The organism is Okeania sp. SIO2C9, assembly GCF_010672455.1.
Classification (GTDB): domain Bacteria; phylum Cyanobacteriota; class Cyanobacteriia; order Cyanobacteriales; family Microcoleaceae; genus Okeania.
In genome coordinates this window covers 42808-68621 of the sequence record NZ_JAAHGO010000025.1, presented here as the reverse complement: position 1 = coordinate 68621, position 25814 = coordinate 42808, and the positions used below count along the sequence as shown (strand labels likewise).

Sequence of the window (25814 nt, the reverse complement as noted above, 5' to 3'; positions counted from 1 at the left end):
TTTTAACTCAATTACTTCTGTAGGTATAATTTTCCCAATAGTTGTTTCCGCAGGTTGTAAATTAGTTTGATTTGATGGTTTAACGTAACTATTTTTAATTTCCTCAAGCCAATTAATCATTAAAACTTCTATTTCTTCAAAGGTTTGTTTGTCTTGCAATTCTGATAGGAACTTAGTTGTAAATTGCTTGACTAACTTTTGTCTAAGTTCGATACTCACAGGGTCTGGAGGTACATCTGTTTGATAGATTTTTTGTGGAATTGTAGCAACTGTACTTGATATTTGTATAACTAAATTATTGGCAATTTTATCCGGTAAGCAGGGTACTTGATTAACGAGATTCTATATTACTCCCATCTCCAGCTTTTAACTCAATTACTTCTGTAGGTATAATTTTCCCAATAGTTGTTTCCGCAGGTTGTAAATTAGTTTGATTTGATGGTTTAACGTAACTATTTTTAATTTCCTCAAGCCAATTAATCATTAAAACTTCTATTTCTTCAAAGGTTTGTTTGTCTTGCAATTCTGATAGGAACTTAGTTGTAAATTGCTTGACTAACTGTTGTCTAAGTTTGATACTTACAGGGTCTGGAAGTACATCTGTTTGATAGACTTTTTGTGGACTTCTAGCAATTGTACTTGATATTTGTATCACTAAATTATTGGCTATTTTATCCGGTAAACGACGTAAAAAAGGTATTTTTTGTAAACGTCTATATATAGATAACTGCTGCATAGACTTTTCAACCTGATAGCGTAAAAAATCTTCAATATCTGGATAAATTTCTGGAAGGACTCTACAAGCAGTTACTTCAAGTATATTATTAATAATTTCCTGAATGTTTCCATGGTCATTTTTATCTACATCAACTTGATCTGATTTATTTTTTGATTCAAAAATAGCTTTTTTTAGAGAACCTTGACTAATATTATTCTGAAGCTGATTTATACTCCCACCTACTACAACTTGAATTATTTCCTGAGCAAAACTACCAATAAGTTGGAATCGGATATTTGTGTAGAAATGTTTCATATCTGGCAATTTAACTTTCTGTAAACGAATAAATACAGTAATTATTCGCAGCGAAGGTAGCCAAGGTTGTAGTAAAAAAACATCATACCAACGCTTTTTAACAGCACCCCATAAACTTAGATTAGAACGACAACTAATTAGTAAAGTCCGTCCAATAAACTCTATCCAAAATATAATCATCCAAGGTAAATCTACTAACCAAAATCTATCTACAAATTCCCCATCTTTACCCAAATCGCGAAAGTAAAAAGAGTGCATTAAAAACTGAATATTTTTTGAAAAAAAATCTAACTCTTCTTCCCATTGATATCTTTCTAGATATTGACGACTCCAGAATGTATTAAACGCTATTTTTGATGATTTATCTGCCAACAAAATTTCTGGCGCTAAATATTGGAGTAGGTTTAATGACTGTAAAATTTGAAGAGTAGGAGTTAAACTCACATTACTATCTGGAATCTGGCTATAAATATGTTGCTTTATCCGGTATTTTATTTGAGTTAAAACTACAATCTGATTAACTATCTGGAAATCATAATCTTTATCAATTAATTGAGTACTACGACCGCGTAATTCTTTGAGTAAACGTTCTGTTTCTTCTGCTTCTAGATCTTTTTTTTCGAGTAATATATTCAATTCACTAACTGCAGTGAGATAATTTTGTGAATCTCGGAATGGCTCTATTCCTTTAATTAAATCATACTGTAATTTCGGCTCATACAATAATATTAAAGGGCGAATTTTTCTGTTGAAAAATTCTAACTGACTTTGCCAACCTTGTGTTTCTAAGTAATTTTCATCCCAAAACATCTGTACTGCTTGTGAAAAACTTTCTCTTCCAGTGTGAGTAGTGAATATTTTTCTAATTTTTGCTAAACTTCCATAATTATCAATAACTTTAAATGGAGGACGATTAATGAAAATTTCAAAGCTACTAATGCGTAAATCGTCTAATAAATTTTCTACTATTGGTGACTCTAAACCATTTTTTTCTAACTCTTCTTGTAGCTTATCTACTTTTTGGATATATTTTTTTTGAGGAGTATCAGTGATTGTTTGTAGGTATAAATCTATTTTTAAGTACCAATGACGAATTTTTATATAGGTAATATCAAATATTACTAACATTACATTAGCAAGAATTAGTAATGCCATAATTCGTTCACTCAATAATAGTAAACGTGAACGGTGAGACTTCGGAAATTTTTTGGATAACATAGTTATATATTTTGGACTTGAAAATTTCCTATCGCTAAACCCTTATTATATTATTTTAGAGCAGCACTAATAATTGTTTGATGATTGGTAAGCATTTTCTCCGGAATGCTGCGCAAACAGCCGTCAGCTATTAGCTATTGCTTTTAGTTGATGATATAGCAATGAGCGCTGGTATATTTACAAATTGCAGGAGTGGCCAAATAGCTAAAAGTCTTATATTATCGGCAATTTATTCCCCTCCTGGGAGGGGTTAGGGGTGGGTTGCCTGTTGCCAGATGAGCTGTTGCCAGATGAGCTGTTGCCTGCGCACAACGCTATAAAAGCTTTATTAATAGACATCTCCAGAAAAGAGGGAGTAGGGAGTAGGGAGTAGGGAACCCACCCCTCGCCCCTCCCCCTCCCAGGAGGGGAAATAATTGATAATTTCTGTACGATAGTTGATTTTATTTTTTATTATTGGAGATGTCTAATTCTCTTACTAAAAAAGTTGGCTCCCTTGCCTTTAAAGTCTATATTAATTTAAACACTTTCCTTCACAAGAGAGTCTTGTTGCTGACAGCTGACAGCTAATAGCTGTTTGCGCAGCAGTCCGCAGGAAATGCTTACGGATGATTGATATTTAGTTGATTTAAATTGATATAGCAGTTGCAGGAAAGATGAGGAGATATCAAAAGCTTAAAACTCAAATAATGTCAGATTTTTCTTCTTACTTTTTCCTCCTTTCTTCTGCTATAAATAGTCATAATTACCATTATAAAATATAGCAATTTGTCAAGTCATAACTCCTAGTATAGCCAAGGAGAGAATTGTTACCGATAAATTGTGGTTTTAAAGCCTTCCTTTTTAAGGAAATAAAAAGCGGTCGAGAGATTGCGAGGAAACCTTGCCATCTCTAATCGACCAAGAGAAAAGAGAATTCCGTATTTCAAGCCTCCTTATTGCAGAGGTAATGATTAACTGAAATGACCTATTTTTCTTTGCCAAGTTAATTAGAAGGTAATAAGTTGTAGATTGCAAAATATCTACTACCTAAAACTTAGCACCTTCTTAAATTCTAGACCGAGTTCCAGAACCCAGTCTTGACATCCTCCCGACGCTGCTCTCACGAGACAGCGCGGGATTCCCTAACATTGCTGATAGGGTCTTTCTGCTTCAATGCACCTGCCTTCCGGGATTTACTCCCTTCGGGCCTTACGGTCGCTCCACAGACTGAAACTGCCTGCCCGGCAGCCTTCTTGGTGGGCGTTCCCTTGCGTCTGTCGCCGACGCGGGTTCCCATCCGCAAAATATTTATACTAGCATTGAGATCTCGATCATGGTGAGCTGCACATTCTGGGCAATCCCACTCCCTAATATGTAGAGGTAATTTATCTACCACATGACCACAATTAGAACAACGTTTAGAACTGGGAAAATATCTATCAATTTTGATTAATTCCCGTCCGTACCATTCTGCTTTGTATTCTAATTGCCTGACTAATTCTCCCCAATTTGCATCACTTATTGCTTTAGCTAACTTATGGTTTTTTACCATATTCTTAACTGCTAAGTCCTCAACTACAATAGTTTGATTTTCTCTAATTAATTGAGTGGTTAGTTTCTGGGTATAGTCAAGCCTTGAATCTTTGATTTTTGCGTGTATCCTAGCTACTTTCAGTCTAGCTTTCTGGTAATTATTAGAGCCCTTGGTTTTTCGGCTGAGTGATTTTTGAGATAATCTGAGTTTTTTGTACAGTTTATTAAAATACTTAGGGTTGTTGACTTTTGTGCCATCGCTTGTGGCGATGAGACTACTAATACCAACATCTACACCAATTTGTTTATTGAGTGGTTTGAGTTTTAAATCTCTGTTGTCGTTAAACCTTAAAGACACTGACCATCTATTAAATGGGTCAAGTATAACTGTTATTGTAGTGGGGCTACATCCCTGTGGTAGTTGTCTACTCCATCTAATCGGTAATGGCTCAGAGCATTTAGCTAGGTATACTTGACCATCTTTCCACTTGAATGCGGACTTTGTGAATTCAGCACTACCTCCGTGACGTTTTTTCTTAAAGTTAGGGTATTTAGTCCGTCCACTAAAAAAATTAGTAAAAGCTGTTTGTAAATGTCTTAAACTTTGCTGTAATGGTACGCTACTTACTTTACTTAGGAAGTCTAAATCCTCCTGTTTCTTCCAATTGGTAAGCATGGCCGAAGTTTGCTTGTATCCTACACGCTCCTGTTTCTCGTACCAAGCTTGAGTTCTAATAGCCAAAGCTTTGTTATAGATGAGTCGCACACAGCCTAAAGTTCTCCGCAACAAGTTTTCCTGTTCTGGTGTTGGATATAGCCTAAATTTGTATGCCTTTTCAACCATTTACTGCTAGCTAATTTACTTTTCACAGTTTAACATATTGTGTGTGAAATATCAATATTGATTGCGATTCCCATACGACGCTCCCGTGACCGGAGAGCGCGGGTCTTCTCGCAACACTTTGATAAATTAATCAGCCATACCTAGCCATAAATTAATCAGCCATACCTAGTCATAAATTAGTCAACCATACCTAGCCATAAATTAACCAACCATACTTAGTGACGTGACACCCCTAAAATGGTGCATTAGATTCAATTCAAAAGTCAAAAGTCATGCATTAAGAATTTTCAAGTTAAAAGCTAATGCACAGTTTTAGTTGTGTCAGTCTACTAGTCATAAATTAATCAACCATACCTAGTGCAAGATGGCAAAAATAACTAACCAGTTACAAAATCCTAAAAGCATTACCAATCAATACTTTTGACTGTCTTGAGTGTGTCTTACATTCTGAGGAAACCTCAGAATTACACACCCGCTTTTAACTTTTGACTTTTAACTTCCGCGTAGCGGTACTAGTCATAAATTAACCAACCATTTGTAATGACTTAGTAGTAAATTCTATTCCCATCCAACTACCTCCATTATTACTAGAATGACTAGCTTTTTCAGCTATCTCTAGAACTAAACCAGCTTCCATCAAAGAGAATGGTTCAGTCTCTGGATTATTAGCGCAATCTAGAAAATTCTCAATCAATCCATTAAACCAATTAGTATGACCAGGATCGTCAAAATATGTAGGTACAAAAATGTGCTGAACTGGTTTATCTTTAACGCTTAAAAATACATCATTATTCTCAATGCTAATTTCTCCTTCTGTTCCCTGAATTCTGTAATACGCTTTTGGAATAGACCCTAAAGAGCTGACACTAATATTGATTAATTTGTTCTCCCAATCTAAGCAAAAAACAGCTACATCTTCAAGTTGACTATTTGTTTCATTGAAACTTCTAGTATGTGCAGAAATACGTTGAGGGAAACCACCAAATAAAGTTTGAGCAACAGAAATCGCATCTAAACCATGGTCTATCATAATACCACCACCAGATAGTTCTTTATCTTTTCCCCGTACACCTGGTTGAAAACCTACACCAAATATATTAAATGATGCAAATAAAGGTATCCCTATTTCACCTGAATTAATTAAGTAGGCGGCGTGAACTATTGAAGGAGCAAACTTATAGTTATGACATGGATATAAAATACGTTTTCGTTCGTTTGCTATATTGACTAATTCATAGTATTCAGCTTTATTCAATACTAATGGCTTTTCACATAATACGTGCTTATCTGCTGCTAATGCTTGTTTAATACTTTCTAAGTGAAAAGTACTAGGTAAACAAATATCTATTACATCTATTTCACTAGAATATTCTTCTAATAAATCGCTGAATTGTTCATAAACTCGGATATCTGCATATTGTCGAAGCGCTGCTGCACGTCTAGATGTTACTGGATCTACTACTGCTGTGAGATGAATATCAGAACGATCTCTGTATACTGGTACATGGGCTTTCTCTGCATTAAATCCAAAACCAACAATCGCTACTTTCACAATCTAAAATCCTCTTAAAGTATATTAATTTTTAAAATTTTTGTAACAAAACTTATAACTTTTGTCAAGTATTTTTTTTATAAGTCCACTCTTAAATATCTTTCTAATTTTATTATGGATAATTTTTATCCAATTTAACTCAATAATTTAGTAATCATAGCTTAAATAAGTTAAATTTTTTCTGGAATCAAAAATCTCAACTAAGAAATAGATATTACTCTTTGATATTTCTCAGATATATAGAATTTACGTTTGGATTGTAAATAGATTTTTGAAGAAAAGGTATAGAGAATAAAGTACACAAAGATTTTATAGTAAAAAAACTACTTTTCTCTTTGTAAATTTTCATGGAAATGTTGTATTCAAACAAAATTCACTGAAATTCAATCTTAAGTATAACTATTTGAATAATTAGTTTGATTGTAAGCATTCAGCGGTTCGCGGTCAGCTATCAGCGCTTAAGCTATTGCTTTTAGTTTGAGATAAAAGCTTTACTAATGGAGGCATAATTAAATCTTACTACCAAAGTCGGCTTTAAAATCTATATTCATTTAAACCCCCTCTTTTTGCTGAAATCTGACAGCTAATAGCGGAATGCTTACGTTTGATTATATTAACTTGAATCTGAGGTGAATAAATATAAAATTTCCGAATCATTAACTCACTATTAATATAAACAATGACTGAGAGTATCAATAAGATTTTTACCAAAATTATTTATTAAATGCTATTTTTAAATACAAAAAATTAAGTATCAAGCCTCAAATTTTAAGGCGGTCAAAAAGAAAATTATGTATATTCTCGCCTCCCTATTCCAGGAGGTACTTAAGCCCGCAGTTGTAGTTCCTCTTTCAACAATGAATAATGAATAATGAATAATTAATAATTACCTCTCCTTGAAAAGAAGAGGATTGACAAAGAGATGAAAATTTTTCTTTATTATCCCCTTAAAAGGGGAGGCACATACCCACAATTTTTCGGTAAAGAGGCTGACTATTAACGTTTGTACAGAATTCCGATAGGAAAGTTCCTCTGACAGGAGGCTAACTGAATTTACTAACTAATGTTAAAGTAATTTATAAATATAATGCCAATATCAAATCAATTAAGCAAGATGAAAATTAAAATTCCCAGCAACAACGGCGAGACTTTTTCCGCTTACTTAAAAGCACCGACTTCTACACCTGCTCCTGGATTAATAATTATCCAAGAAATTTTTGGAGTTAATGAAGTAATGCGTAATATAGCTGATGAATATGCTCAAGCAGGTTATGTGGCAATAGTGCCTGACTTATTTTGGCGTCAAGAAGCAGATATTGAACTTACTGATCGATCTGAGAATGACTGGCAAAAAGCATTTGAACTTTACCAAAATTTTGATGAAAATCAAGGAGTTGATGATTTAATTTCTACAATGAAAACTCTCAAAGAATTACCAGAATGTACTGGCAAAATTGGCAGTGTAGGTTTTTGTTTAGGAGGGAAACTCGCTTATTTAATGGCTACTCGTTCCCAAGCAGAATGTAACGTTAGTTATTACGGAGTTGGCATTGAAAAAAATCTTGAGGAAGCAGCTAATATTCAAAATCCGTTAATGCTTAATCTTGCTGAAAAAGATGAATATGTTTCTCTAGAAATTCAGTCTCAATTAAAAATAGAACTTAGTAATCATCCTTTAGTAACAATAAATTATTATCCAAATGTTAATCATGGCTTTGCTCGCACCGGAGGAAAAGATTATAGCGTAGAAGCTACTAATCTTGCCAAAAGTCGCACTATGGAATTTTTCCAAAAATATCTTGACTAAGTTTTTAGTTTTACAGATAATTACTATTTTTTAATCCACTCCCAATAAGTTAATTAGTTGATATTATATCTGGTTGATTGACTACCATTATTGGGAAGGTTTTATTCCACCGAAGTTAAGGTAGATAATAAATTAAATAAGGAATATAAGCAAACCAAGTAATTGATTAATTAGAAATGATAACCACACAAGAATCACTGATAATCAGAACTTCCAGAATTTCACAAGTATACTAAAAAAAAAATTTGCTTAAATGCCATTACTGACAGTCAAGAACTATATATAGATTTATAGAATATTAGTATTGTTATCCATATATATTTTTTTCCATGAAAATTTTATCATTCACTTCTATTGTTGCTGCTACAGTAATTGGATTTTTAAATCTTCCTATAAATAATCGTTCTGCTGAAGCTCAAACTACTAATTTTTTCTGTGGTAGAATCGGAGCAACTCCAGCAACAATAGCTACTAAACAAGGCCAAAATATTCCGATTATTCTCTGGAATTCTAATAATTATTTTACCGAATCAGGAGAAGATGCTCTAACTAGATGTACTAGAGTATCTGGAATTTTATCTACTCAACAAAGAAACGGATATCGAAGTATCACTGTAAGTATTTCTAAAAACGGACAGCCAATTATTTGTGCTGCTAATCCTCAAGATGGTTCTTGTAGATTATTATATCAAGTTCCTAATGGTCAAAATCCTCAACAAGCTAGACAAGAATTATTGAGAAGAGTTGCTAATCCTCAGCAAAATCTACCACCAATTACTGTTTATTAAAAGAATAAGTATTGATCGGAAAAATATAGTTACTTGAATCTTGACATAATATAGCGGTAAAGCCCATAATCAAATTATGATAGTTACTCATTGCTATAAAATCAAGCCTACTCCTAAACAGTCAACCAAAATTAATTATTGGCTAGAGCTGCTAAGAAGGCATTGGAATTATGCACTAGGTCAAAGGTTGGACTTGTTAAACAGAATATTGGTAGTGGTGCATTGTAATTTTTTCGGTAACGGTATAGCAAGCATTTCAGCCACCATTCACCATTACTATACAGGACTACCAGAATATTAAATAAGGCATTACACGAGGTGGGTATCATCTTGTCTGCTTGTGGAGGCTTAGGCGTTAGTCAGCCTGTGAGACAAGAAACTTCTGAGACTTGGATTCAATTATCTTTGTTTGAGAAGCTCCCGTTATAATCTCCGATTTAACGGGAGAGAACTTCACAAGGTTTTGGCTAATCTCAATTAAGCTGCCATATCATCATTATTGAATAGTTCAAAAATCTGCCGACAGAAATATTTTAGTTTGGCAGCTGATTCTGTCGTGGGTTGGGTATTTCCCACAAAACGCCAGCCACCCACCGTTGATAATTTCCATTGTTCTCCACGATGATCGTAACCAGCAACTTCCACTCCAATTACACGAGAATAAGCTTCAATTGGGTCTTGATATAAACGAATTTGCACCAATAAACAACGACTTTCGAGAGACCGACTTCTACCAGGCAAATGAAAACCAATATCTATAGAATCTGGGTCAACCAACTCCAAAGTATCTGGGTCATTCATCCAGGGCTTGAGATCGACCTTAACATCTGCAAACTGGGACTTAAATAAATTTACTACTGAAGCAATTTTACTAGCTACTTGAAAATTTTTGGCCTGTTCTGCAGCATTTACCATATATACTCCTCAAGAATAAAATTTCAGATTATTAACTAACTAATTTAAGTAAAAATCAAAAACTGTGATTATTGGGACAATTATTAATAATTTTAGATTTTCTACTTATTTGCTCAACAGTTAAACAATAGCTTCGAGGGCTTAGACGTGATTGGGGCTAAAATTTTTCGTTTAAGTCCAAATATCCACAGCCAAAAAGAAAATAGTTAACCTTTGACTTGACTACTTTTGAATTGATAATGCTAGTATCAAAATAATGAACCTAATTTCTAACATCTTATGCTCCAGTATCTTGTCGCTCTTATAGCAACTGCAATCATTGGTTATACGGTTAATTCATCTGTAAAAGTTATTGATGAAGGAGATGAGGCTTTAGTAGAACGCTTAGGTAAGTATAAGCGCACTTTGAAGCCTGGACTTCAGTTTGTTATACCTCTAGTGGAAAAAATAGCTCACGTTGATACCATCCGCGAAAGGGTCTTGGATATTGCTCCTCAGTCAGTCATTACTAAAGATAATTTGACTTTACAGGTAGATGCGGTAGTCTACTGGCAGATTATAGAAATAGAGAGAGCATATTATGCAATTGAAGACGTAGAAAATGCTATTGATAATATTGTTTTAACTTCTCTGCGTTCTGAAATTGCTCGCTTGCCACTTCAAGAAGTTTTATCTACAAAAGATGATATTAATAAAGCTTTGTTGAAGAAATTGGATGAAGCTACTTCTAGCTGGGGTGTCAAAGTGATTCGCGTCGAGGTTCAAAATATTGTTTTTCCTGAAAAAGTGCAAGCAGCAATGGAGTCGGAAAGGGTAGCTTTAAGTGAGAAAAAGGCTATGCTTGAACAAGCAGAGGGAGAAAAAAGAGCTGCTATTGCTAAAGCTCAAGGACAAGCAGAGTCTATAGAGGTTCTTTCCAAAATTTTAAATTTGCGCCCAGATAGTCCAGAATTTATGCAATTTCTGATTGCTCAAAGATATTTAGAAACTAATCAGAAATTAAGTGAAAGTGCTAATTCTAAGGTTCTATTTATGGACCCGAAAGCCATGTCAGAAGCATTAGCTGAATTAGTGGGAGATTCTCCTGATTATTCTCCACTAAACGATCTACCTATTTCACCATCTAAACTGAAAAAATCTGATTAGTATCATGTCTCATAGATATTGGGATAGGGAGTAGACTTCTCCAATAATAAAAAATAAAATCAATTATGGCACAGAAATTATCAATTATTTCCCCTACTCCCTACTCCCTCTTTTCCGGAGATGTCTAATAGAAACAAGGGATAACAAGATTTTTATTATGCTTACGAGTTAAAATATCTAATACTAAACTAGCTAAAATGCGCTCCTATTCATTAATTGCTCCTGCTAAAATTAATCTGTATCTGGAAATCATAGGCGATCGCCCAGATGGTTATCATGAATTAGCAATGGTTTTGCAAAGCATTAGTCTTGCAGACAGAATAGATATTCGTGCCATTGGAATTGAAACTATTGTGGTTCGATGCGAACATCCCCTGGTTCCTGCTGATGCTGACAATATTGCTTACCGAGCAGCTTCCTTGATGGGTAAACAATTTCCAGATGTATTTGCCAGGTATGGTGGCGTTGAAATTACTATCAATAAGCAGATTCCTGTAGCAGCAGGGTTAGCAGGAGGTTCCACAGATGCAGCAGCGGTATTAGTAGGATTAGATTTAATGTGGGAACTTGGTTTGACTCAGGGAGAGTTGCAAGAGTTGGGGGCACAATTGGGTTCAGATGTTCCTTTTTGTGTTAGTGGCGGTACAGCATTGGCAACTGGACGTGGCGAAGTTCTCTCCCCACTACCAAATTTAGACCAACTTTATGTGGTTTTGGCTAAATATAAGAATCTCTCTATTTCTACACCTTGGAGTTATCGCACTTATCGTCAAGAGTTCGGTCATACTTATATTGATGATACTGAAGCTCGGGAAAATAGCATACAAAGGGTACATTCTGGACCAATGGTCTCAGCGATCGCTCACCAAGATAATATAGAAATTGGTAAACTATTGCACAACGATTTAGAAAAGGTAGCTTTACCAGAATATCCGCAATTATTAAAATTAAGAGAAGCTTTTGCATCCCAAAATGTTTTAGGAGCTATGATGTCGGGGTCTGGCCCTACTATATTTGCTTTGACAGAATCTCTTGCTCAAGCACAGGAAGTTGAGGCCACAGTAAAAGCTCAAATGGCTGACCCCGGTCTAGAATTCTGGATAGCAAAGTTTAATTCTAGTGGTATTACTGTTGCTCATTGAAGGGTTCAGTGGTTCTTGTTGAAGCAGGAACTGAACTGCCAAAGTTCATGCAATTCCGCTGTGGGTAAGTTTAGATAAGTTTAGTAGAACGGAGAAAGGGCAGGAGGCAAAAGCTCATCTGTGGGAAAAATATTTCCCCTTTTAAGTCTATCGTTACTCTATGTAAAGCATCAACTCAATATTTGTTATAACTATTTCTTCTATGTTTTCTGTTCTTGAAAGCTCTATAAATCTCTATTTTGCATAGTCACAAACTGTTATTTGTGATTTTAATTTTCACCATAATTTATATAATTACAAACAATTTTTATTCCAACTTCAACTATTCAAAATTATGACTAATTTAAGGCCTAAATCTGACAAAAAAAATACTTCAAATACCAATCCTTTACAATGTTTGGCTAGTGCTGTAATTTCTGGTGGATTAGCCACACTTGCCTATCTATTAATGAAATCTATTTCCGAGACATTTGCTAGTAAACCTATTATTTCAGATAATGTTTTTGTGGTGAATATTTCGACTGCTGTTCGTGCTTTAGTAGTGGGAGTTATTGCTTTAGCTACTTGTATGTGTGCGATGGTTACTTTAGGTTTAGTTGCCTTAGCTATACAAATTATAATTCAGCGATTTACAAATAAGGAAATGCCTCCAAATGAAGGTTAAATAGTAAAAAATTGGGGATAAATATTGACTTCTTTAGATTTTATAGGGCAGTTCGACAATTAACAATTAATAATTAATACAGCAGATTTCACTTTAATGAGGTACACCCACGCGGGCAAGATGCCCGCACTACATAATTTTCACTATTTATCCTATACACCATTTGCCCGAAATATGCTGTATCACCTAGTATAAAATTTACTTCAACTAAGCTTAATGATACCTTCGTCAAAAACACGATTATTTACATCGATACCTCTAACAATTATGTGGTCTTGATAAACATCAAAAGCAGCAAAACTAAAATCACTTGTAGAATATTCAGTCCACTCTGATTTCCCTACAGGACGTTGTTTGCCACCAGCACCACAAATTAAATAGGTAGTACCATTAATTGAGCTAGTTCTTTCATAATCATGTTCATGCCCATTAATATAAAGCTGAACCCCATATTTTTTAAATAGAGGTGTTAAAGTTTGAATAAAATCTTCATTTAACCCATACATTCCAGAAGAATAAATTGGATGATGACCAAAGACTATTTTCCATGGAGTATTACTGTTACTCAATTCTTTTTCTAACCATTTTAATTCGGTTTCCCAGTCAGCATTAATATTAGTATCTAAGGCAAAAAATTGAATTGGGTGATACTGAAAAGTATAGTATCTTCCTGCCATATTAAAACCTGGATATTTGAGTTCCAAGTCTCCATTTTCAGTACGAATATCGTGGTTGCCCAGACAAGCATAAAATTTAACTTCTTTTTCTAGTAAAGATTTATATGGCTTCTCAAAAACATCTTCTATTTTTTCAATTTCTCCATCTTCATAAATATTATCTCCACCAAGAATTACAAAGTCAAAAGGATATTTTAAAAAATAACGCCCCATAGCTTCAGCTACAGCAAATTGATCTTTGCCTCCTGTACCAGTATCAGCGACAGAAACAAATCTGAAAATAGGGTTTGTTTGAACAGAGGAAGAATTGTTTAATGTCACTGCATTAGCAGGACTAAAAAAATTAATAATTTTTACTATTTTGTTCCATATACCAGCAATACTAGTGCTGCTGAGACTACTTAAAAATAAAAATTGACGACCTTTAATACTCATCGTTTGAGAAAATAAATATAAGTAGAAAAAGGACTATAGTCCAGAGTACAAATTTTTCTTTTATTAATTTATCGCTTTATCAGTCGATTTGTTTAGTTCAAAAGGTATAGATAAAATGTCAGAAGACCAACCAAAGCAACCAAATTTAGAACAACCTGAAAATGAAGCAGTCGATCGAGAATCAACAGAAACTACTTCCTTGACACCCGAAAGTCCACCTCAACCACAATCTACTACTGAGAAAAAATCAGTAGTGGCCAAACCTGGTTTTGGACAGCAGGTTTTAGGATTAGTTCGTTCCTTATTACCAGAGTCCCTAAGTCAGAAGCTTTCTGATGGCTTATTGACAGGAGCGATCGCTAGTGTTTTTGTCCTCATTCTGGTAATTATTTTTGTTTCTTTCTCCCCCGATCAACCTGCTACTGAGGTGGCAGATATTCCTATAGCTGAGGAAACAGAAGCGATCGCCCCGGAAAAGTCTCTACCTCTGAGTGTAGATCCAGAAGTATCCGAAAATTCATTTCCTGAAGCTCCTGAATCTGTGGAAGAAATTATAGCTCCACCTCCAAAGTTGACACCAGAGCAAATTTTAATTGTGTCAATTCAAAATCAAATTGATGACCTTATTAATCAATATGGTGCTGGAATTACTGAATCTTTAAGAGTTAATTTTCCCAGTAGTTTATTAATTGTTGAACTGAATAATGACTGGTATGACAAAACTGAGGAAGAACAAGATAAATTAGTTAAACAAATGTTTCAAGAAGTGCAAGATTTAGACTTTAGTAAGTTACAAGTTATGAACTTTCAAGGTAGAGTTATAGCTCGTAGTTCGGCGATCAATTCTGAGATGATTATTTTAGAGCGATCGCTGTTAGAAATACCAGGATAATTTTCAGAGTTAAGAAGGTTTTAGGTAGTAGGTGAAAAAAGCTGACCGCCTCACCTAAAACTTTTGATTTTTTCTATAGTTAATAATTTTGTAAGTTAATAATTTTGTAGTATATAGCAGTCGAAGGAAAGCTTAGGAAAGTTCAAAGGTTGAAAACTCAGACAACGTAAGACTTTTCCTTCTTCCTTCTTCCTTCTTCCTTCTTCCTTCTGCTATAATCAAAAATTACAGACAAAAAATTAAGTGTACTTAAAATATCTTATGAATAAAAAAAGTGGTGAAGGACGTAAAATAATTAGTGATAATCGCCAAGCTAGATTTAACTATCATATTATTGAAACTTATGAAGCTGGTGTTGCATTACAAGGAACAGAGGTAAAATCAATCCGAGAAGGTAAGGTTAATTTACGAGATGGTTATGCCTTAATTCGTAATAATGAAGCATGGTTACTGAACGTTCATATTTCTCCATATCAAAAAGCAGGAGAATTTTTCAATCATGAACCTCGTCGTAGTAGGAGGCTATTGTTACACAAACAAGAAATTCGTAAATTGATTGGTAAGGTAGAACAACAGGGATTAACTTTAGTACCATTGAGGATGTATTTTAAGCGCGGTTGGGTAAAAGTTGATATTGCTTTAGCACAGGGTAAAAAGCTCCATGATAAGCGTGAAACTATTAAACAACGAGATGATAAACGGACTATGCAAAGAGTAATGAAGCAATATTAGAGGTACTACGCGGAAGTTAAAAGTCAAAAGTTAAAAGTCAAAAGTATTAATTTGTAATTGTTTTAGGATTTTGTAACCAGTTATTTCCGCCATCCTGTACTAGAGCCACCAATTATATCCTTATTTTAGTACGTTTGAAGCTTTAGTTTGCTCATTCAAAAATTAATAAATAATTAATTATTATCTTTCTTGAAAATGGATAGGATTGATGAAAAGGATTTTTTTCTTTATTTCCTATATGAAATACAAAAAATTGTGCTACTTACGAATCTCCCCCATCTCCCTATCAATAGTTTGGTAGTAAACATTAACATATTTCATATTATTTAAAGAAGAGGCTTTAGACCTGAATTATTCGGTAAATTGAATAATACTTATTAGTTATATAGAAATAGAATCTGGTTATACAGTATCTGTTTATCATTCTATTCACACTTCAATATTCAATCTCCCCATCTCCCCATCTCCCCATCTCCCCATCTCCCCATCTCTCCCAACTATATAATAAGTATTCAAGCAGATTTTATATTAGTAAGTATCGTTATATTCATATTCATAATTGTAGGAGTCTTCAAAATTAGTGGCAACTCTAACTCCATTAGGATCAACAGTACATACAAACTTATTTTTTTCTCCATAAACATTTACCCATCCTTGCCACTGCCAACCTTCAGCAGTTTTAGTCACATTCTGAGTAGAAGACCACCGCCCATTACTAGGAATTCCCATTTCATATTGCATAAATTCTTGACAAGAACTTACCACACTAATATTACTTTTATTCATGCGATCGCCACCTCCATAAAAACGATCGGGGGAATAATCGGGATAAGTTTCTTGATGAAAATATGCTGTTACTTCATTATTATCAATATTGCAAATAAAATTGCTTCGTTCCCCATCAAATTCTACCCAACCTTGCCATTGCCAACCAGATGTATATTCAGTTATATTTTCTCTTGAAGACCACCGACTATTACGAGGAACTCCCATTTCATATTGCATAAAATCTTGACAATAACTGACAACATAGCTGGTATTAGAATTAACTGGAATGTTATTTTTAATTCCTACTTTTCTACGATTTATATAGTTAGGATAACTAGAACTGTGATAGCCATCACGTTTAAGTTTAATATGACTATTGTCACCAATGTCACAGGCTGTTAGAAAAACAACTGTAGCTAAAGTTATTGCTAGATTTTTGTTATTCATTATTCTGTGCTAGAAAATAGAATTTATAATTTATAGTAGCACTAAAGGTGATTTTTAGAGCTGATTTTCTACAATAATCTCAAAATCAGCTAATAGGCGTTTATTTTTAGATTTTCTCTTAAAATTGCCAAGTATTGTTGTAAGCATTTCCTCCGGAATGCTGCGCAAACAGCGGTCAGTTATCAGCTCTTAATTATTCATTGAAATCTGGTGGAAATTAAAAATCAAATCAATTATTATCCATAAATTAATTGTCAATTATTTCTCCTTCCTGTTCCCTATTTTATGGAGATGTGTATTACTCACATTGCTGATAGCTGAGTGCTAATAGCTGAATGCTTACATATTGTTCAAAATTTTTCCCATAGAAGTGAGTTACCAAGGCGTTGAGTTAAAAAATCAATGAAAGTTTTAACTCTCAAGGAATTACGACGATTCGGTAGATAAAGTGCGTAAATACCTGTATCCATATCTATGTGGGGATAGAACTGAAAATCATTAAGTACAGCTTCGAGAAGACCCCCACGGATATCTTCTCCAATTAACCAGGTTGGCATTAAAATCAAACCAGCACCATCTAAACAAACTTGCCGAAGGACTTCTGAATTATTTGCTACCAACGAGCCATTAACTTTAACTTCACATACCTCTTTGTCTCGTTTAAATCGCCAAATTTCATAACCAGTGGAATAGCTAAAGCACAAACAATTATGGTGAACTAAATCTTCAGGATGCTCTGGTTTGCCATACTGCTGAAAATAGGCTGGACTGCCACAAACTTTACGCGTATATGAGCCAAGTTTGCGGACGATCCAAGTAGCGCCAGAGCGCTCAAGATTACCCAAACGAATCACCACATCGAGTTGCTCATCAACAGGATTAGCTAATCCATCACTCAAAGTCAAATTTAGTTGCATTTCAGGATATTGCACGAGAAAATCCCGAACTAGAGGTGCAATGTAGAGTCTGCCAAAAGCTACAGGTAAACTAATTCGCAATAGACCTCGTGGTACTTCATCCTGTTCTGCAACTGAAAGATTAGCTGCTTCTACATCTTGAAGAATTTGCACCACTTTCTCATAATATCTTCGTCCTTGAGGAGTGAGAGTAATACTACGAGTGGAACGGTTGGTTAGTTGTGTATGGAGTAGAGTTTCCAGAGCATTCACTTGACGAGTAACTGAAGAAACAGCAACTCCTAACTGCCGAGATGCTTCCGAAAAGTTCCCTGTCTCAACTACAAGGGCAAAGGCACGCATGGCCGCCAATTGATCCATAGATTTCTATTTACAGGTAAATTATTGCGTAAAATGCAAAACTGTTTGGCATAAAAGCCATATTAACATCTTATATGAATGGAGTTAAAGTAAAAACATGGAAAAAGAAAGCACAAATAATTTGGAATTTGCTCACTTTCGCTAATTAACTTTTTCACCTGAAACTCGGCAAACACAGAACTTACGCAAATTCTTAGACAATAAGGTATCTGTAGAGGGCGAATGCCATTCGCCCCTACGAGATATGGAGGTTCTGCGTAAGTCCTGAAACAATTATAAAGAGATAAATTATGACTACTAAAACACTCAAATTACTCTCCCCTGCTACTTTAGGCGACCTAGAATTAACAAATCGTATGATTCTTGCTCCTTTAACTCGCTGTCGTGCAGGCGATCGCTATGTTCCTCAACCGATGAATGTGACTTATTATGCTCAACGTGCTTCTGCGGGATTAATTATTAGTGAAGCTACTCAGGTTTCTCGTAACGGTCTGGGTTACGCCAATACACCAGGAATTTATAGTCAAGAGCAGATAGAAGGTTGGAAACAGATAACAAAAGCAGTACACGAAAAAGGTGGCAAAATATTTTTACAACTGTGGCACGCTGGACGAGTTGCCCATCCAGACTTACTAGAAGAGGGAGACATTCCAATCGCTCCTAGTTCTATTGCGGCTGATTATTTAGCGGATCTTCCCAATGGACAATTTCCGCACGTTACTCCTAGAGAACTCAAACTAGAAGAAATACCTCTGATTATTGAGCAGTTTCGACAAGGAGCGAAAAACGCAAAAGAGGCAGGTTTTGATGGAGTGGAAATTCATGCTGGCAATGGTTATTTACCCGACCAGTTTCTGCAAGATAATTCCAATCATCGAACAGATGAATATGGAGGTTCGATAGAAAACCGAGCGCGTTTCCTTCTAGAAGTGACGCAAGCAGCAATAGATGTTTGGGGAAAACAAAGAGTAGGGGTGCGGTTATCTCCTAGTAGTACTTTCAACGATATGCATGATTCTAATCCCGCAGCTACTTTCAATTATGTTGCGCAAGAATTAGACCGTTTGGGAATAGGTTATCTTCACGTTGTTGAACCCCGTATCAAAGGTAACGTAACAGTTGAAGATGATGGTAAAGGTTTGGGAGCAAAATTTTTCCGTCCGCTATTTGGTGGAGCAATTATTACCGCAGGTGGATATACTCGCGACACAGGAGAGGAAGCTCTCCAAAATAACACTGCTGATTTCGTAGCTTATGGTCGTCTGTTTGTAGCGAATCCCGATTTACCTAAACGTTTTGCTTTGAATGCTGAACTTAACAAATACAATCGTAATACTTTTTATACCAGTGGTGAAGAAGGGTATATAGATTATCCAAGTTTGGGTGATGCTTAAAGACATTTAGCGTTGCTGAGTGGTAATAATTTTTATATTAACTGGACTTACGCAAATTCATCTTAAAAACGCTATATGTAGGGGCGAATGGCATTGACTAACGTCAAGCTCCGCTAACGCCCTCACAGGATGTAGTTTCTGAGCGTAAGTCCTGATACGCTGTAATAGTTTTTATTGCAGAATAGTTTCAAGGAAAAAGAGCGATCGCGCTAAATGTTTCGAGCTTTATTTCAGAATTATGAAGTTGGCATAACTTCGTCTAATCGCAGTTTTAAATTTGGAAATAAATCAGAATAAATTGGCTCACCCAAGCGATATTGTTGCTGTTGATAAACACCATTTAGTAACTGGCAAATTGTGAAAGTAGGTTGTTTAGGATTACCAATAAATTGTAAACCACCTAATGCTCTAAAATCGATAATCCAATATTCTGGGATATTTAAAAAAGCATATTCTTCTACTTTTCTAGCATAATCATCTTGCCAATTTGTGCTAACTACTTCAGCAACAAGTTTAATGGTACTACCGTTACAAATGACAGGGTCTTTTTGCCAAAGGGGTTCTTGAGTAAGTTCTATTTTATCTAATACTATTACATCAGATCGTAGTGCTGTAGTTTCAGTATATAGGGGTTTAATTAGACAATTTTTGGGAATTAACCAATTAAAATTATTACGAAAAATTTCGAGATAAATTCTACCAGCAATACTCCCGGCAACAGCTTCGTGAGGGCCTGTAGGTTCTATGTCTCTTAATTCTCCGTCAATTAGTTCATAACGTGTATTATCCCCGTATTGGGCAATAAATTCTTCAAAGTTAAGTTGTTTGGATGAAGTGTAAGTCATTTCAGTTATCAGTTATCAGTTATCAGTTATCAGTTATCAGTCATATTTTTATGTAGTGGGTGAAATCTAATATCATAATTTAATAATTTAATTATAAGTTTTATTGGTTATGAGTCAGACTTTAGACAATTGATGTTCTCAAAACATGAGAACTCAGATATGCTATGTTATAATAGCACAACCAAAACATCTTCAAATAAATTTATTGAAAAAAAATATGTCAAATCATCATCAAATTGACTTATTAATTGAGTGGATAAGTAATTTTAATCCACAACTTCTACAAAATGAAGATGATGTTGAAACTAAATTTGTCTTACCCTTTTTTCAACTATTAGGTTATCCAGAAAATAATCGCCGAGGTAAATATCCTATAAAAACTTATCAACCAGGCAAAAAACAAGGTAGAGATCCAGAAGCAGATCATGTCTATTTTTCAACAAATGAACAAGAAAAACAGAATGCTGAGACCTCACTGATTATTGTTGAAGCAAAAAAGCCTACAGAAAAAAATTTAGAACCACATATTAAACAAGCTAAATTTTATGGTGACCATCTTAAGTCTGTTTTTTTAGTAATAACTAATGGCTATCAAGTAAAAGTTTTAAAGCGACCTCGCCACCGTATAGAAGAATCTATATTTGATATTAATATTGATGAACTTAAAGATAGAAAAATAGCCTCAGAATTCTATAAACAACTCAACTTTGAAATTGTCAAACAAATTAATGAAAATACAGCAAATGACTTAACTCATAGTCAATATGTATCTTTAGAAAAAGCTTTGCAATGTCATCCACATATACAAGCTATTTTAGATAAAGGTGACTTTGAACCTTCTATTACTAGAGGAAAAAATTACTTAAGGGTTGTTAAAGCTAAAGTAGCAATAGAATGTAATTTGCCAACAGCATTTGATGAGGGTGATTGTACAATAGAGTTTAGTAGCATAATTTTAAGAGGTTCAACAATTTATTTAAGTCATCAAGAAATACTTGGCAACTTAATGATGGGATTAAAAACGAAATCTCACTGTGGAACTCGTAGTTTTCTTAGAAAATTAGAAGATAATTATTTTGAAGCAAGTTTAAGTGGAACAACAGTAATTTTATCAGCAGCAGAAACTCAAGATTTATGTGATTGTGTTGATGAGGTTTTTTCAGAATACAAACGTATAATTATCGAATCTGAGAATATTCTTGAAGCATCTGAATTTGAGCCAGTTAATCTTGAATATTTTCAAGGTTTTAAGCTGTTTTCAGTCACCAAAGAATTGTGGAAATTAATGCTTAAATTTGTCAGGGAGTTTAGTTATGATGATGGAAACTCAAATTGGCATATTTTTGAGAAAGTAAGATATATTAAAGTTTGTCGTCCTTGTAGTAGAAGTAATTATCCAGAGCAAACCAATGTTTGGCCTAGCTTAAACCCCAATATAGATTCATATTATAGTATTGATATAATCTATTTTTTGAGCAGTTATGAATTAGAATTTTTTGACAAGTATTATGACTCATGGCAAAAAAATGTAGGCCACAGAGGGTTTTGGACTGCTACCTATACTAAAAAGTGGTTATTAGAAAAGTTTATCCCCAAAGTCCTTGATTACTATTTCCATAATCGAGATCAAACTGAGTTTGAAGATAGTATTTTAGATGATGCAGAAGAAAAACTTATTCCCATTAAAAAAATTTATGAAGCTAGTCAGCTAAAACCTTATATTTGTTATATTCAACAATGGACTATCAGAAGGTCGAAAGCAATTGATGCTTCACTATTATACTCTTACTACCAAACTTGTACAAATTTAGTTAGAGATAGTGAAGTATCAGAAACGCATTATATTACTGGAAAATTAAGAGCAATTAAATATAAACTCTCTAGTAAAAATGAACGGCTAAAGTTCGCTAATGAGGGTAACTGGAGTTACGAACGTGTGGTAAATTTTTTAGACCAACAAGTAGAAAGAATTAGTAATTTAGAATTTGAAAATAGTTCTTATGTAGATTTAATGTCTCGGACATTTAGTTGTCTTTTAGAGTCTGAGGATGATCTCCACTACTCTCAAGCTCAACTTAATGCTGCCAAAAATGCTCTAATACCGCTTTGGGAATTAAGTCGCTTTGAAGAGCATCATGTTTATCCAAATAGATATCAGTAAAATACAATAAAACCCCCTTTGTTTTCAATATCTTTGCGTTACCTAGAAGTTATAAAAATCTTCTAGCGAGAGTGAGAAGGGGAAAGTATATTATCTATTTTATTCCCACAGTTATGTATCACACAGAATAAATATTTACGCCACTCAAAATGTTAGATTGGAACAGTCTATATGCAGCAACATTAGTTTTTCAATTTCGAGGGATACTAATGCGTAAGTTTGCCCATTTTTATTAGCAAATTCCACCTCAAAAGCTTTTCCTTGCTCGTAAATTTCTACCACAGTTCCTACTTGACCTCTAGGTAATACTATTTCTTTATCAGTCATAAATTGTGTAGTTTTCATATTCTCTGTTAAAGCTACAGTGTCATGTAATTTGATGTCATTCATAAGAAAAGAGGGAACAGAGAACAGCATTACTTTACCATTGCGCAATAGTTTAATAACAACAATTATTAATTATTGAGGTATCTTTTGAAATCCCATACCAACTTGAATAAAATGAGCATCTCCAGTTAAAACATATTCAATACCAAATTCTTTCATTACCACCATTGAAGTCAAGTCAGTAAATGAAATTAGGGGTTTATCTACAAACTTAATCCTTAATTCTTGTGCTTTAAAAAAGCGCTCTTCCGTAATCCAAACCAGATTAAATTTTTCTGCCTTAAACACCTCTATCAACAATTTCATAGACTGACTTGCAAGAGCAGGATGTAGTCGCTTGAAAAACAAGGTAAAAGTTTCATCTAAGACATAATCTGTTGTATAAATTCTCTGATTTTGAGAGGTAAAACGCCGATACAAATTTACAGTTTCCTGATGTTTTGATTCATTTTTATAGTGCAGAGTTAACCATCCCCATATATCTACAAACAGTTTTATTTGTGTTAGTCTACTACTCGACTCTAACTCATTTTCTTCCTCAACTCTCTTAGCATTTTACTGCTACCCATCGTTAATACCTGGTTGACTAAATTAGGAATTAATTCTAAGATAGGTAAATTGGGAAAAGTAGGACTGATAGATGATTCTACATATAATCCATCGGTAAAAACCTGAATCGTGAATTTTTCTTCAGTATAAATCCATAATTCTGGAACTGCTAAAGCTTCATAAGCATCAAGAGTAGTTTTGGATGTGACATCTACCTCAATAGCTAAATCTGGAGGTGGATCTACAGTCAGATCTATCCTCATTCGAGAGCGCATTTTTTGAGCGTTTTGGATATAAAAACAAGTATCAGGTTCTAGACCGACTTTTTTAGCTTTTTTCCTAAAGGTTGTTGAACCGAACTCTTCCCAGTCTCGCTCTTGACTATCCAGCAATACTTTCACAATATCACTAATAATTCGGTGCGGTCGTTCGTGAGCAGGAAGAGGAGACATAATGGTTAAAGTTTCTTGACTGTAAGCGACTCGTGTCTTGATTCCGTTAGCTTCTTTTTCTTCTAGAAATGCTTCAAACTGTTCCCAGGTTAAGTCATTTAGGGTAATGAGACTACCTGGGTGAAGCTCAATTTTGTTAATAGGTATGGTGACTGTCATTTCAGTTATAGCGCTACGCGCTAGGGAACAGGGAACAGGGGATTTTAAAGGCTTTTCCTACGGAATGCTGCGCAAACGGGATTTAGAAATGTCCTAACCTTACAGCAGTTTTCATCGTTCCATGGAACGTCCCTACAAGGTTTTGATGGTGACGATGTGGTTCATTTGTCTGAAAAGCGCTGTAATTCTTAGTGCTATATCAATTATACCAATTTCATCAGCACGACTTACGCAAAGCAACCAAGAAACCGGGTTTATGGTCATGGTATTGTGGTTCAAACCACTAAATTTCCTTGATAAACCCGGTTTATTAACGCACTCTAAAAGTTTTACTACTTAATCGCAGGCGCACGCATCAACAATTCAGACTCACTATTCAATGCCACTTCTCCAGATTCAATCAACGTTGGTACAGCATCTCGCAACCGCGCTGTCAACTGTACTGTCGTCGCATCATAAATCTGAGTTACAATCTTGGGATACAAACCAATACCAATAATTGGCACCAACAAACAACCGATAATAAACACCTCGCGGGGTTCGGCATCCTTGAGAACTTCATGTTCTACTAACTCCTTATTCTCAGGACCGTACAAAATCTCCCGCAACATTGACAACAGATAAATTGGAGTCAAAATCACTCCCACTGCCGCCAAGAATATTACCAATACCTTGAAAGTTGGATTATAAGCATCACTGGTGGCAAAACCAATAAATATCATCACCTCTGCCACAAACCCACTCATTCCAGGTAATGCCAAAGAAGCCATGGAACAAGTCGTCCACATAGCGAACACTTTCTTCATCTTCTGACCGACACCACCCATTTCATCCAATATTAAAGTATGGGTACGGTCATAAGTAGCTCCCACTAAAAAGAACAAACTCGCCCCGATCAAACCGTGGGAAATCATTTGCAGTACAGCTCCACTCATACCAATATTGGTAAACGAAGCCATACCAATCAACACAAAACCCATGTGAGAAATCGAAGAATAAGCAATTTTCCGCTTCAAGTTTCGTTGAGCAAACGAAGTCAAAGCAGCATAGACAATATTGACAACCCCCAAAATTACCAATATAGGAGCAAACACTGCATGAGCATCAGGTAACATTCCTGCATTCATCCGCAACAGAGCGTAACCACCCATTTTTAACAGAATTCCTGCTAGCAACATATGAGCAGGTGCAGTTGCTTCCCCGTGAGCATCAGGCAACCAGGTATGTAATGGGAAAATTGGTAATTTTACAGCATAAGCAATCAAAAACGCTCCATATAATAAGAGTTGCAAATTCAGAGCGTAATCTTTCGCAGCAACCGCCCTCATATCAAAAGTAACAGTATCGCCATAAAACGCCATTGTTAATGCTGCTATCAAAATAAACAGCGAACCACCTGCGGTATAAAGAATAAACTTAGTTGCTGCATACAACCGTTTTTTGCCTCCCCAGATAGAGAGAATTAGGTAAACTGGTACTAATTCTAATTCCCAAACCAGGAAAAATAGCAACATATCCTGCACAGCAAACACAGCTATTTGACCGCCGTACATTAACAACATCAAGAAATAAAATAGCTTTGGCTTAAAAGTTACAGGCCACGCTGCCATAATTGCCAGAGTTGTGATAAACCCAGTCAGGATAATTAATGGCATGGATAAACCATCAGCTCCCACTGACCAATTTAAGTCTAATTGCGGCACCCAAGCATAACTTTCTACAAGTTGAAGCTCAGGGTTACTCGTGTCATACCCAGTACAGAAGGCAGTAGTGATAATAGCAAAATCAATTAATCCAACAATTAAGGCGTACCACCGTACCGTTTTGCCGTCTTTATCCGGAATAATCGGAATTAGCAACGATGCAGCTACTGGAAATAGGATGATTGTAGTCAACCAAGGAAAATTAGTCATAAATATCAAATCCCACTTTTAAAATGTTTGAAGAAGGAAGAAGGAAGAAGGAAGAAGGAAGAAGGAAGAAGAAGAAATATTACTCGAAATTGTTAATTTTCT

The 25814-nt window shown here is 35.0% G+C and carries 23 protein-coding genes; 10 read left to right on the top strand and 13 right to left on the bottom strand.

All coding sequences use genetic code 11. From position 1 onward, the window contains the following. The 4 genes from F6K23_RS20110 to F6K23_RS20095 all read right to left on the bottom strand — a co-directional run. Window positions 1-219: hypothetical protein (locus F6K23_RS20110; RefSeq protein WP_375340772.1), on the bottom strand; the 219-nt coding region annotated here is incomplete at its 3' end. A 112-nt stretch (window positions 220-331) separates the two neighbouring features. Next, window positions 332-2251, bottom strand: a complete 1920-nt coding sequence (locus tag F6K23_RS20105; RefSeq protein ID WP_293159101.1) for a hypothetical protein — start codon at window positions 2249-2251, stop codon at window positions 332-334. Window positions 2252-3353: 1102 nt separating this feature from the next. Then, window positions 3354-4610 (bottom strand): RNA-guided endonuclease TnpB family protein, encoded by a 1257-nt coding sequence (locus tag F6K23_RS20100; RefSeq protein ID WP_293159099.1) that lies wholly within the window; start codon window positions 4608-4610, stop codon window positions 3354-3356. Between the two features lie 523 nt (window positions 4611-5133). Further along, window positions 5134-6162, bottom strand: a complete 1029-nt coding sequence (locus F6K23_RS20095; protein WP_293159097.1) for a Gfo/Idh/MocA family protein — start codon at window positions 6160-6162, stop codon at window positions 5134-5136. A 1114-nt stretch (window positions 6163-7276) separates the two neighbouring features. Between F6K23_RS20095 and F6K23_RS20090 the strand changes: the two genes are divergently transcribed. The 3 genes from F6K23_RS20090 (at window position 7277) to F6K23_RS20080 (ending at window position 9058) form a co-directional block, all read left to right on the top strand. Beyond that, a complete protein-coding gene (locus F6K23_RS20090) occupies window positions 7277-7969 on the top strand; it encodes a dienelactone hydrolase family protein (protein ID WP_293159095.1) in 693 nt (230 codons plus the stop codon). Window positions 7970-8298: 329 nt separating this feature from the next. Beyond that, complete coding sequence (locus F6K23_RS20085; protein WP_293159093.1) at window positions 8299-8757, top strand: COP23 domain-containing protein; 459 nt, start codon at window positions 8299-8301, stop codon at window positions 8755-8757. A gap of 76 nt (window positions 8758-8833) precedes the next feature. After that, window positions 8834-9058, top strand: a complete 225-nt coding sequence (locus F6K23_RS20080; RefSeq protein ID WP_293159091.1) for a helix-turn-helix domain-containing protein — start codon at window positions 8834-8836, stop codon at window positions 9056-9058. Between the two features lie 176 nt (window positions 9059-9234). Here F6K23_RS20080 and F6K23_RS20075 read toward each other — a convergent pair whose 3' ends face one another. Further along, complete coding sequence (locus tag F6K23_RS20075; RefSeq protein ID WP_293159089.1) at window positions 9235-9672, bottom strand: hypothetical protein; 438 nt, start codon at window positions 9670-9672, stop codon at window positions 9235-9237. Between the two features lie 279 nt (window positions 9673-9951). On the opposite strand from F6K23_RS20075, the gene F6K23_RS20070 reads away from it, so the two are divergent. From F6K23_RS20070 to F6K23_RS20060, 3 genes are all read left to right on the top strand, one after another. Further along, window positions 9952-10818, top strand: a complete 867-nt coding sequence (locus F6K23_RS20070; protein WP_293159087.1) for an SPFH domain-containing protein — start codon at window positions 9952-9954, stop codon at window positions 10816-10818. A 197-nt stretch (window positions 10819-11015) separates the two neighbouring features. Next, window positions 11016-11960, top strand: coding sequence for a 4-(cytidine 5'-diphospho)-2-C-methyl-D-erythritol kinase (gene ispE, locus F6K23_RS20065; RefSeq protein ID WP_293159085.1), 945 nt, complete (start codon window positions 11016-11018; stop codon window positions 11958-11960). A 334-nt stretch (window positions 11961-12294) separates the two neighbouring features. Next, window positions 12295-12624 carry a DUF3082 domain-containing protein gene (locus F6K23_RS20060; protein WP_293159083.1) on the top strand — a complete coding sequence of 110 codons (330 nt, stop codon included), beginning with the start codon at window positions 12295-12297 and terminating at the stop codon, window positions 12622-12624. Between the two features lie 203 nt (window positions 12625-12827). On the opposite strand, the gene F6K23_RS20055 is transcribed toward F6K23_RS20060, so the two are convergent. Further along, complete coding sequence (locus F6K23_RS20055) at window positions 12828-13736, bottom strand: metallophosphoesterase (RefSeq protein ID WP_293159081.1); 909 nt, start codon at window positions 13734-13736, stop codon at window positions 12828-12830. 115 nt (window positions 13737-13851) lie between these two features. On the opposite strand from F6K23_RS20055, the gene F6K23_RS20050 reads away from it, so the two are divergent. Together F6K23_RS20050 and smpB are read left to right on the top strand one after the other, a co-directional pair. Then, window positions 13852-14628, top strand: coding sequence for a hypothetical protein (locus F6K23_RS20050; protein WP_293159079.1), 777 nt, complete (start codon window positions 13852-13854; stop codon window positions 14626-14628). Between the two features lie 261 nt (window positions 14629-14889). Continuing rightward, window positions 14890-15360, top strand: coding sequence for an SsrA-binding protein SmpB (gene smpB / locus F6K23_RS20045; protein ID WP_124154743.1), 471 nt, complete (start codon window positions 14890-14892; stop codon window positions 15358-15360). A gap of 528 nt (window positions 15361-15888) precedes the next feature. Here smpB and F6K23_RS20040 read toward each other — a convergent pair. Then, on the bottom strand, window positions 15889-16575 hold the full coding sequence (locus F6K23_RS20040) for a hypothetical protein (RefSeq protein WP_293159077.1): 687 nt from the start codon (window positions 16573-16575) through the stop codon (window positions 15889-15891). A 350-nt stretch (window positions 16576-16925) separates the two neighbouring features. Further along, window positions 16926-17852: a LysR family transcriptional regulator gene (locus F6K23_RS20035; protein ID WP_293159075.1), complete on the bottom strand. Its 927-nt coding sequence runs from the start codon at window positions 17850-17852 to the stop codon at window positions 16926-16928. Window positions 17853-18142: 290 nt separating this feature from the next. Here F6K23_RS20035 and F6K23_RS20030 point away from each other — a divergent pair, with 290 nt between their 5' ends. Then, the gene (locus F6K23_RS20030) at window positions 18143-19246 is read left to right on the top strand and encodes an alkene reductase (RefSeq protein WP_293159073.1); all 1104 of its coding nucleotides are present in this window, start codon (window positions 18143-18145) and stop codon (window positions 19244-19246) included. A 236-nt stretch (window positions 19247-19482) separates the two neighbouring features. On the opposite strand, the gene F6K23_RS20025 is transcribed toward F6K23_RS20030, so the two are convergent. Further along, window positions 19483-20091 (bottom strand): Uma2 family endonuclease, encoded by a 609-nt coding sequence (locus tag F6K23_RS20025; protein WP_293159071.1) that lies wholly within the window; start codon window positions 20089-20091, stop codon window positions 19483-19485. Between the two features lie 217 nt (window positions 20092-20308). Between F6K23_RS20025 and F6K23_RS20020 the strand changes: the two genes are divergently transcribed. Continuing rightward, window positions 20309-22252: a type I restriction enzyme HsdR N-terminal domain-containing protein gene (locus tag F6K23_RS20020; RefSeq protein WP_293159069.1), complete on the top strand. Its 1944-nt coding sequence runs from the start codon at window positions 20309-20311 to the stop codon at window positions 22250-22252. A gap of 144 nt (window positions 22253-22396) precedes the next feature. Here the strand turns inward: F6K23_RS20020 and F6K23_RS20015 are convergent, their stop codons facing one another. The 4 genes from F6K23_RS20015 to F6K23_RS20000 form a co-directional block, all read right to left on the bottom strand. Continuing rightward, window positions 22397-22642, bottom strand: coding sequence for a DUF4926 domain-containing protein (locus F6K23_RS20015; protein ID WP_293159067.1), 246 nt, complete (start codon window positions 22640-22642; stop codon window positions 22397-22399). Between the two features lie 69 nt (window positions 22643-22711). Beyond that, window positions 22712-23101, bottom strand: a complete 390-nt coding sequence (locus F6K23_RS20010; RefSeq protein WP_293159173.1) for a type II toxin-antitoxin system VapC family toxin — start codon at window positions 23099-23101, stop codon at window positions 22712-22714. Window positions 23102-23160: 59 nt separating this feature from the next. After that, on the bottom strand, window positions 23161-23799 hold the full coding sequence (locus F6K23_RS20005; RefSeq protein WP_293061555.1) for a Uma2 family endonuclease: 639 nt from the start codon (window positions 23797-23799) through the stop codon (window positions 23161-23163). A gap of 332 nt (window positions 23800-24131) precedes the next feature. Further along, window positions 24132-25712 carry an NAD(P)H-quinone oxidoreductase subunit 4 gene (locus tag F6K23_RS20000; protein ID WP_293159065.1) on the bottom strand — a complete coding sequence of 527 codons (1581 nt, stop codon included), beginning with the start codon at window positions 25710-25712 and terminating at the stop codon, window positions 24132-24134. Between the last annotated feature and the right edge of the window lie 102 nt (window positions 25713-25814).

What these genes read in the sequence shown, in the direction of transcription:
- F6K23_RS20105 (WP_293159101.1), bottom strand. Translation starts at nt 2,251, where the DNA reads ATGTTATCCAAAAAATTTCCGAAGTCTCACCGTTCACGTTTACTATTA.
- F6K23_RS20100 (WP_293159099.1), bottom strand. Translation starts at nt 4,610, where the DNA reads ATGGTTGAAAAGGCATACAAATTTAGGCTATATCCAACACCAGAACAG.
- F6K23_RS20090 (WP_293159095.1), top strand. Translation starts at nt 7,277, where the DNA reads ATGAAAATTAAAATTCCCAGCAACAACGGCGAGACTTTTTCCGCTTAC.
- F6K23_RS20085 (WP_293159093.1), top strand. Translation starts at nt 8,299, where the DNA reads ATGAAAATTTTATCATTCACTTCTATTGTTGCTGCTACAGTAATTGGA.
- F6K23_RS20080 (WP_293159091.1), top strand. Translation starts at nt 8,834, where the DNA reads ATGATAGTTACTCATTGCTATAAAATCAAGCCTACTCCTAAACAGTCA.
- F6K23_RS20075 (WP_293159089.1), bottom strand. Translation starts at nt 9,672, where the DNA reads ATGGTAAATGCTGCAGAACAGGCCAAAAATTTTCAAGTAGCTAGTAAA.
- F6K23_RS20070 (WP_293159087.1), top strand. Translation starts at nt 9,952, where the DNA reads ATGCTCCAGTATCTTGTCGCTCTTATAGCAACTGCAATCATTGGTTAT.
- ispE (WP_293159085.1), top strand. Translation starts at nt 11,016, where the DNA reads ATGCGCTCCTATTCATTAATTGCTCCTGCTAAAATTAATCTGTATCTG.
- F6K23_RS20060 (WP_293159083.1), top strand. Translation starts at nt 12,295, where the DNA reads ATGACTAATTTAAGGCCTAAATCTGACAAAAAAAATACTTCAAATACC.
- F6K23_RS20055 (WP_293159081.1), bottom strand. Translation starts at nt 13,736, where the DNA reads ATGAGTATTAAAGGTCGTCAATTTTTATTTTTAAGTAGTCTCAGCAGC.
- F6K23_RS20050 (WP_293159079.1), top strand. Translation starts at nt 13,852, where the DNA reads ATGTCAGAAGACCAACCAAAGCAACCAAATTTAGAACAACCTGAAAAT.
- smpB (WP_124154743.1), top strand. Translation starts at nt 14,890, where the DNA reads ATGAATAAAAAAAGTGGTGAAGGACGTAAAATAATTAGTGATAATCGC.
- F6K23_RS20040 (WP_293159077.1), bottom strand. Translation starts at nt 16,575, where the DNA reads ATGAATAACAAAAATCTAGCAATAACTTTAGCTACAGTTGTTTTTCTA.
- F6K23_RS20035 (WP_293159075.1), bottom strand. Translation starts at nt 17,852, where the DNA reads ATGGATCAATTGGCGGCCATGCGTGCCTTTGCCCTTGTAGTTGAGACA.
- F6K23_RS20030 (WP_293159073.1), top strand. Translation starts at nt 18,143, where the DNA reads ATGACTACTAAAACACTCAAATTACTCTCCCCTGCTACTTTAGGCGAC.
- F6K23_RS20025 (WP_293159071.1), bottom strand. Translation starts at nt 20,091, where the DNA reads ATGACTTACACTTCATCCAAACAACTTAACTTTGAAGAATTTATTGCC.
- F6K23_RS20020 (WP_293159069.1), top strand. Translation starts at nt 20,309, where the DNA reads ATGTCAAATCATCATCAAATTGACTTATTAATTGAGTGGATAAGTAAT.
- F6K23_RS20015 (WP_293159067.1), bottom strand. Translation starts at nt 22,642, where the DNA reads ATGAATGACATCAAATTACATGACACTGTAGCTTTAACAGAGAATATG.
- F6K23_RS20005 (WP_293061555.1), bottom strand. Translation starts at nt 23,799, where the DNA reads ATGACAGTCACCATACCTATTAACAAAATTGAGCTTCACCCAGGTAGT.
- F6K23_RS20000 (WP_293159065.1), bottom strand. Translation starts at nt 25,712, where the DNA reads ATGACTAATTTTCCTTGGTTGACTACAATCATCCTATTTCCAGTAGCT.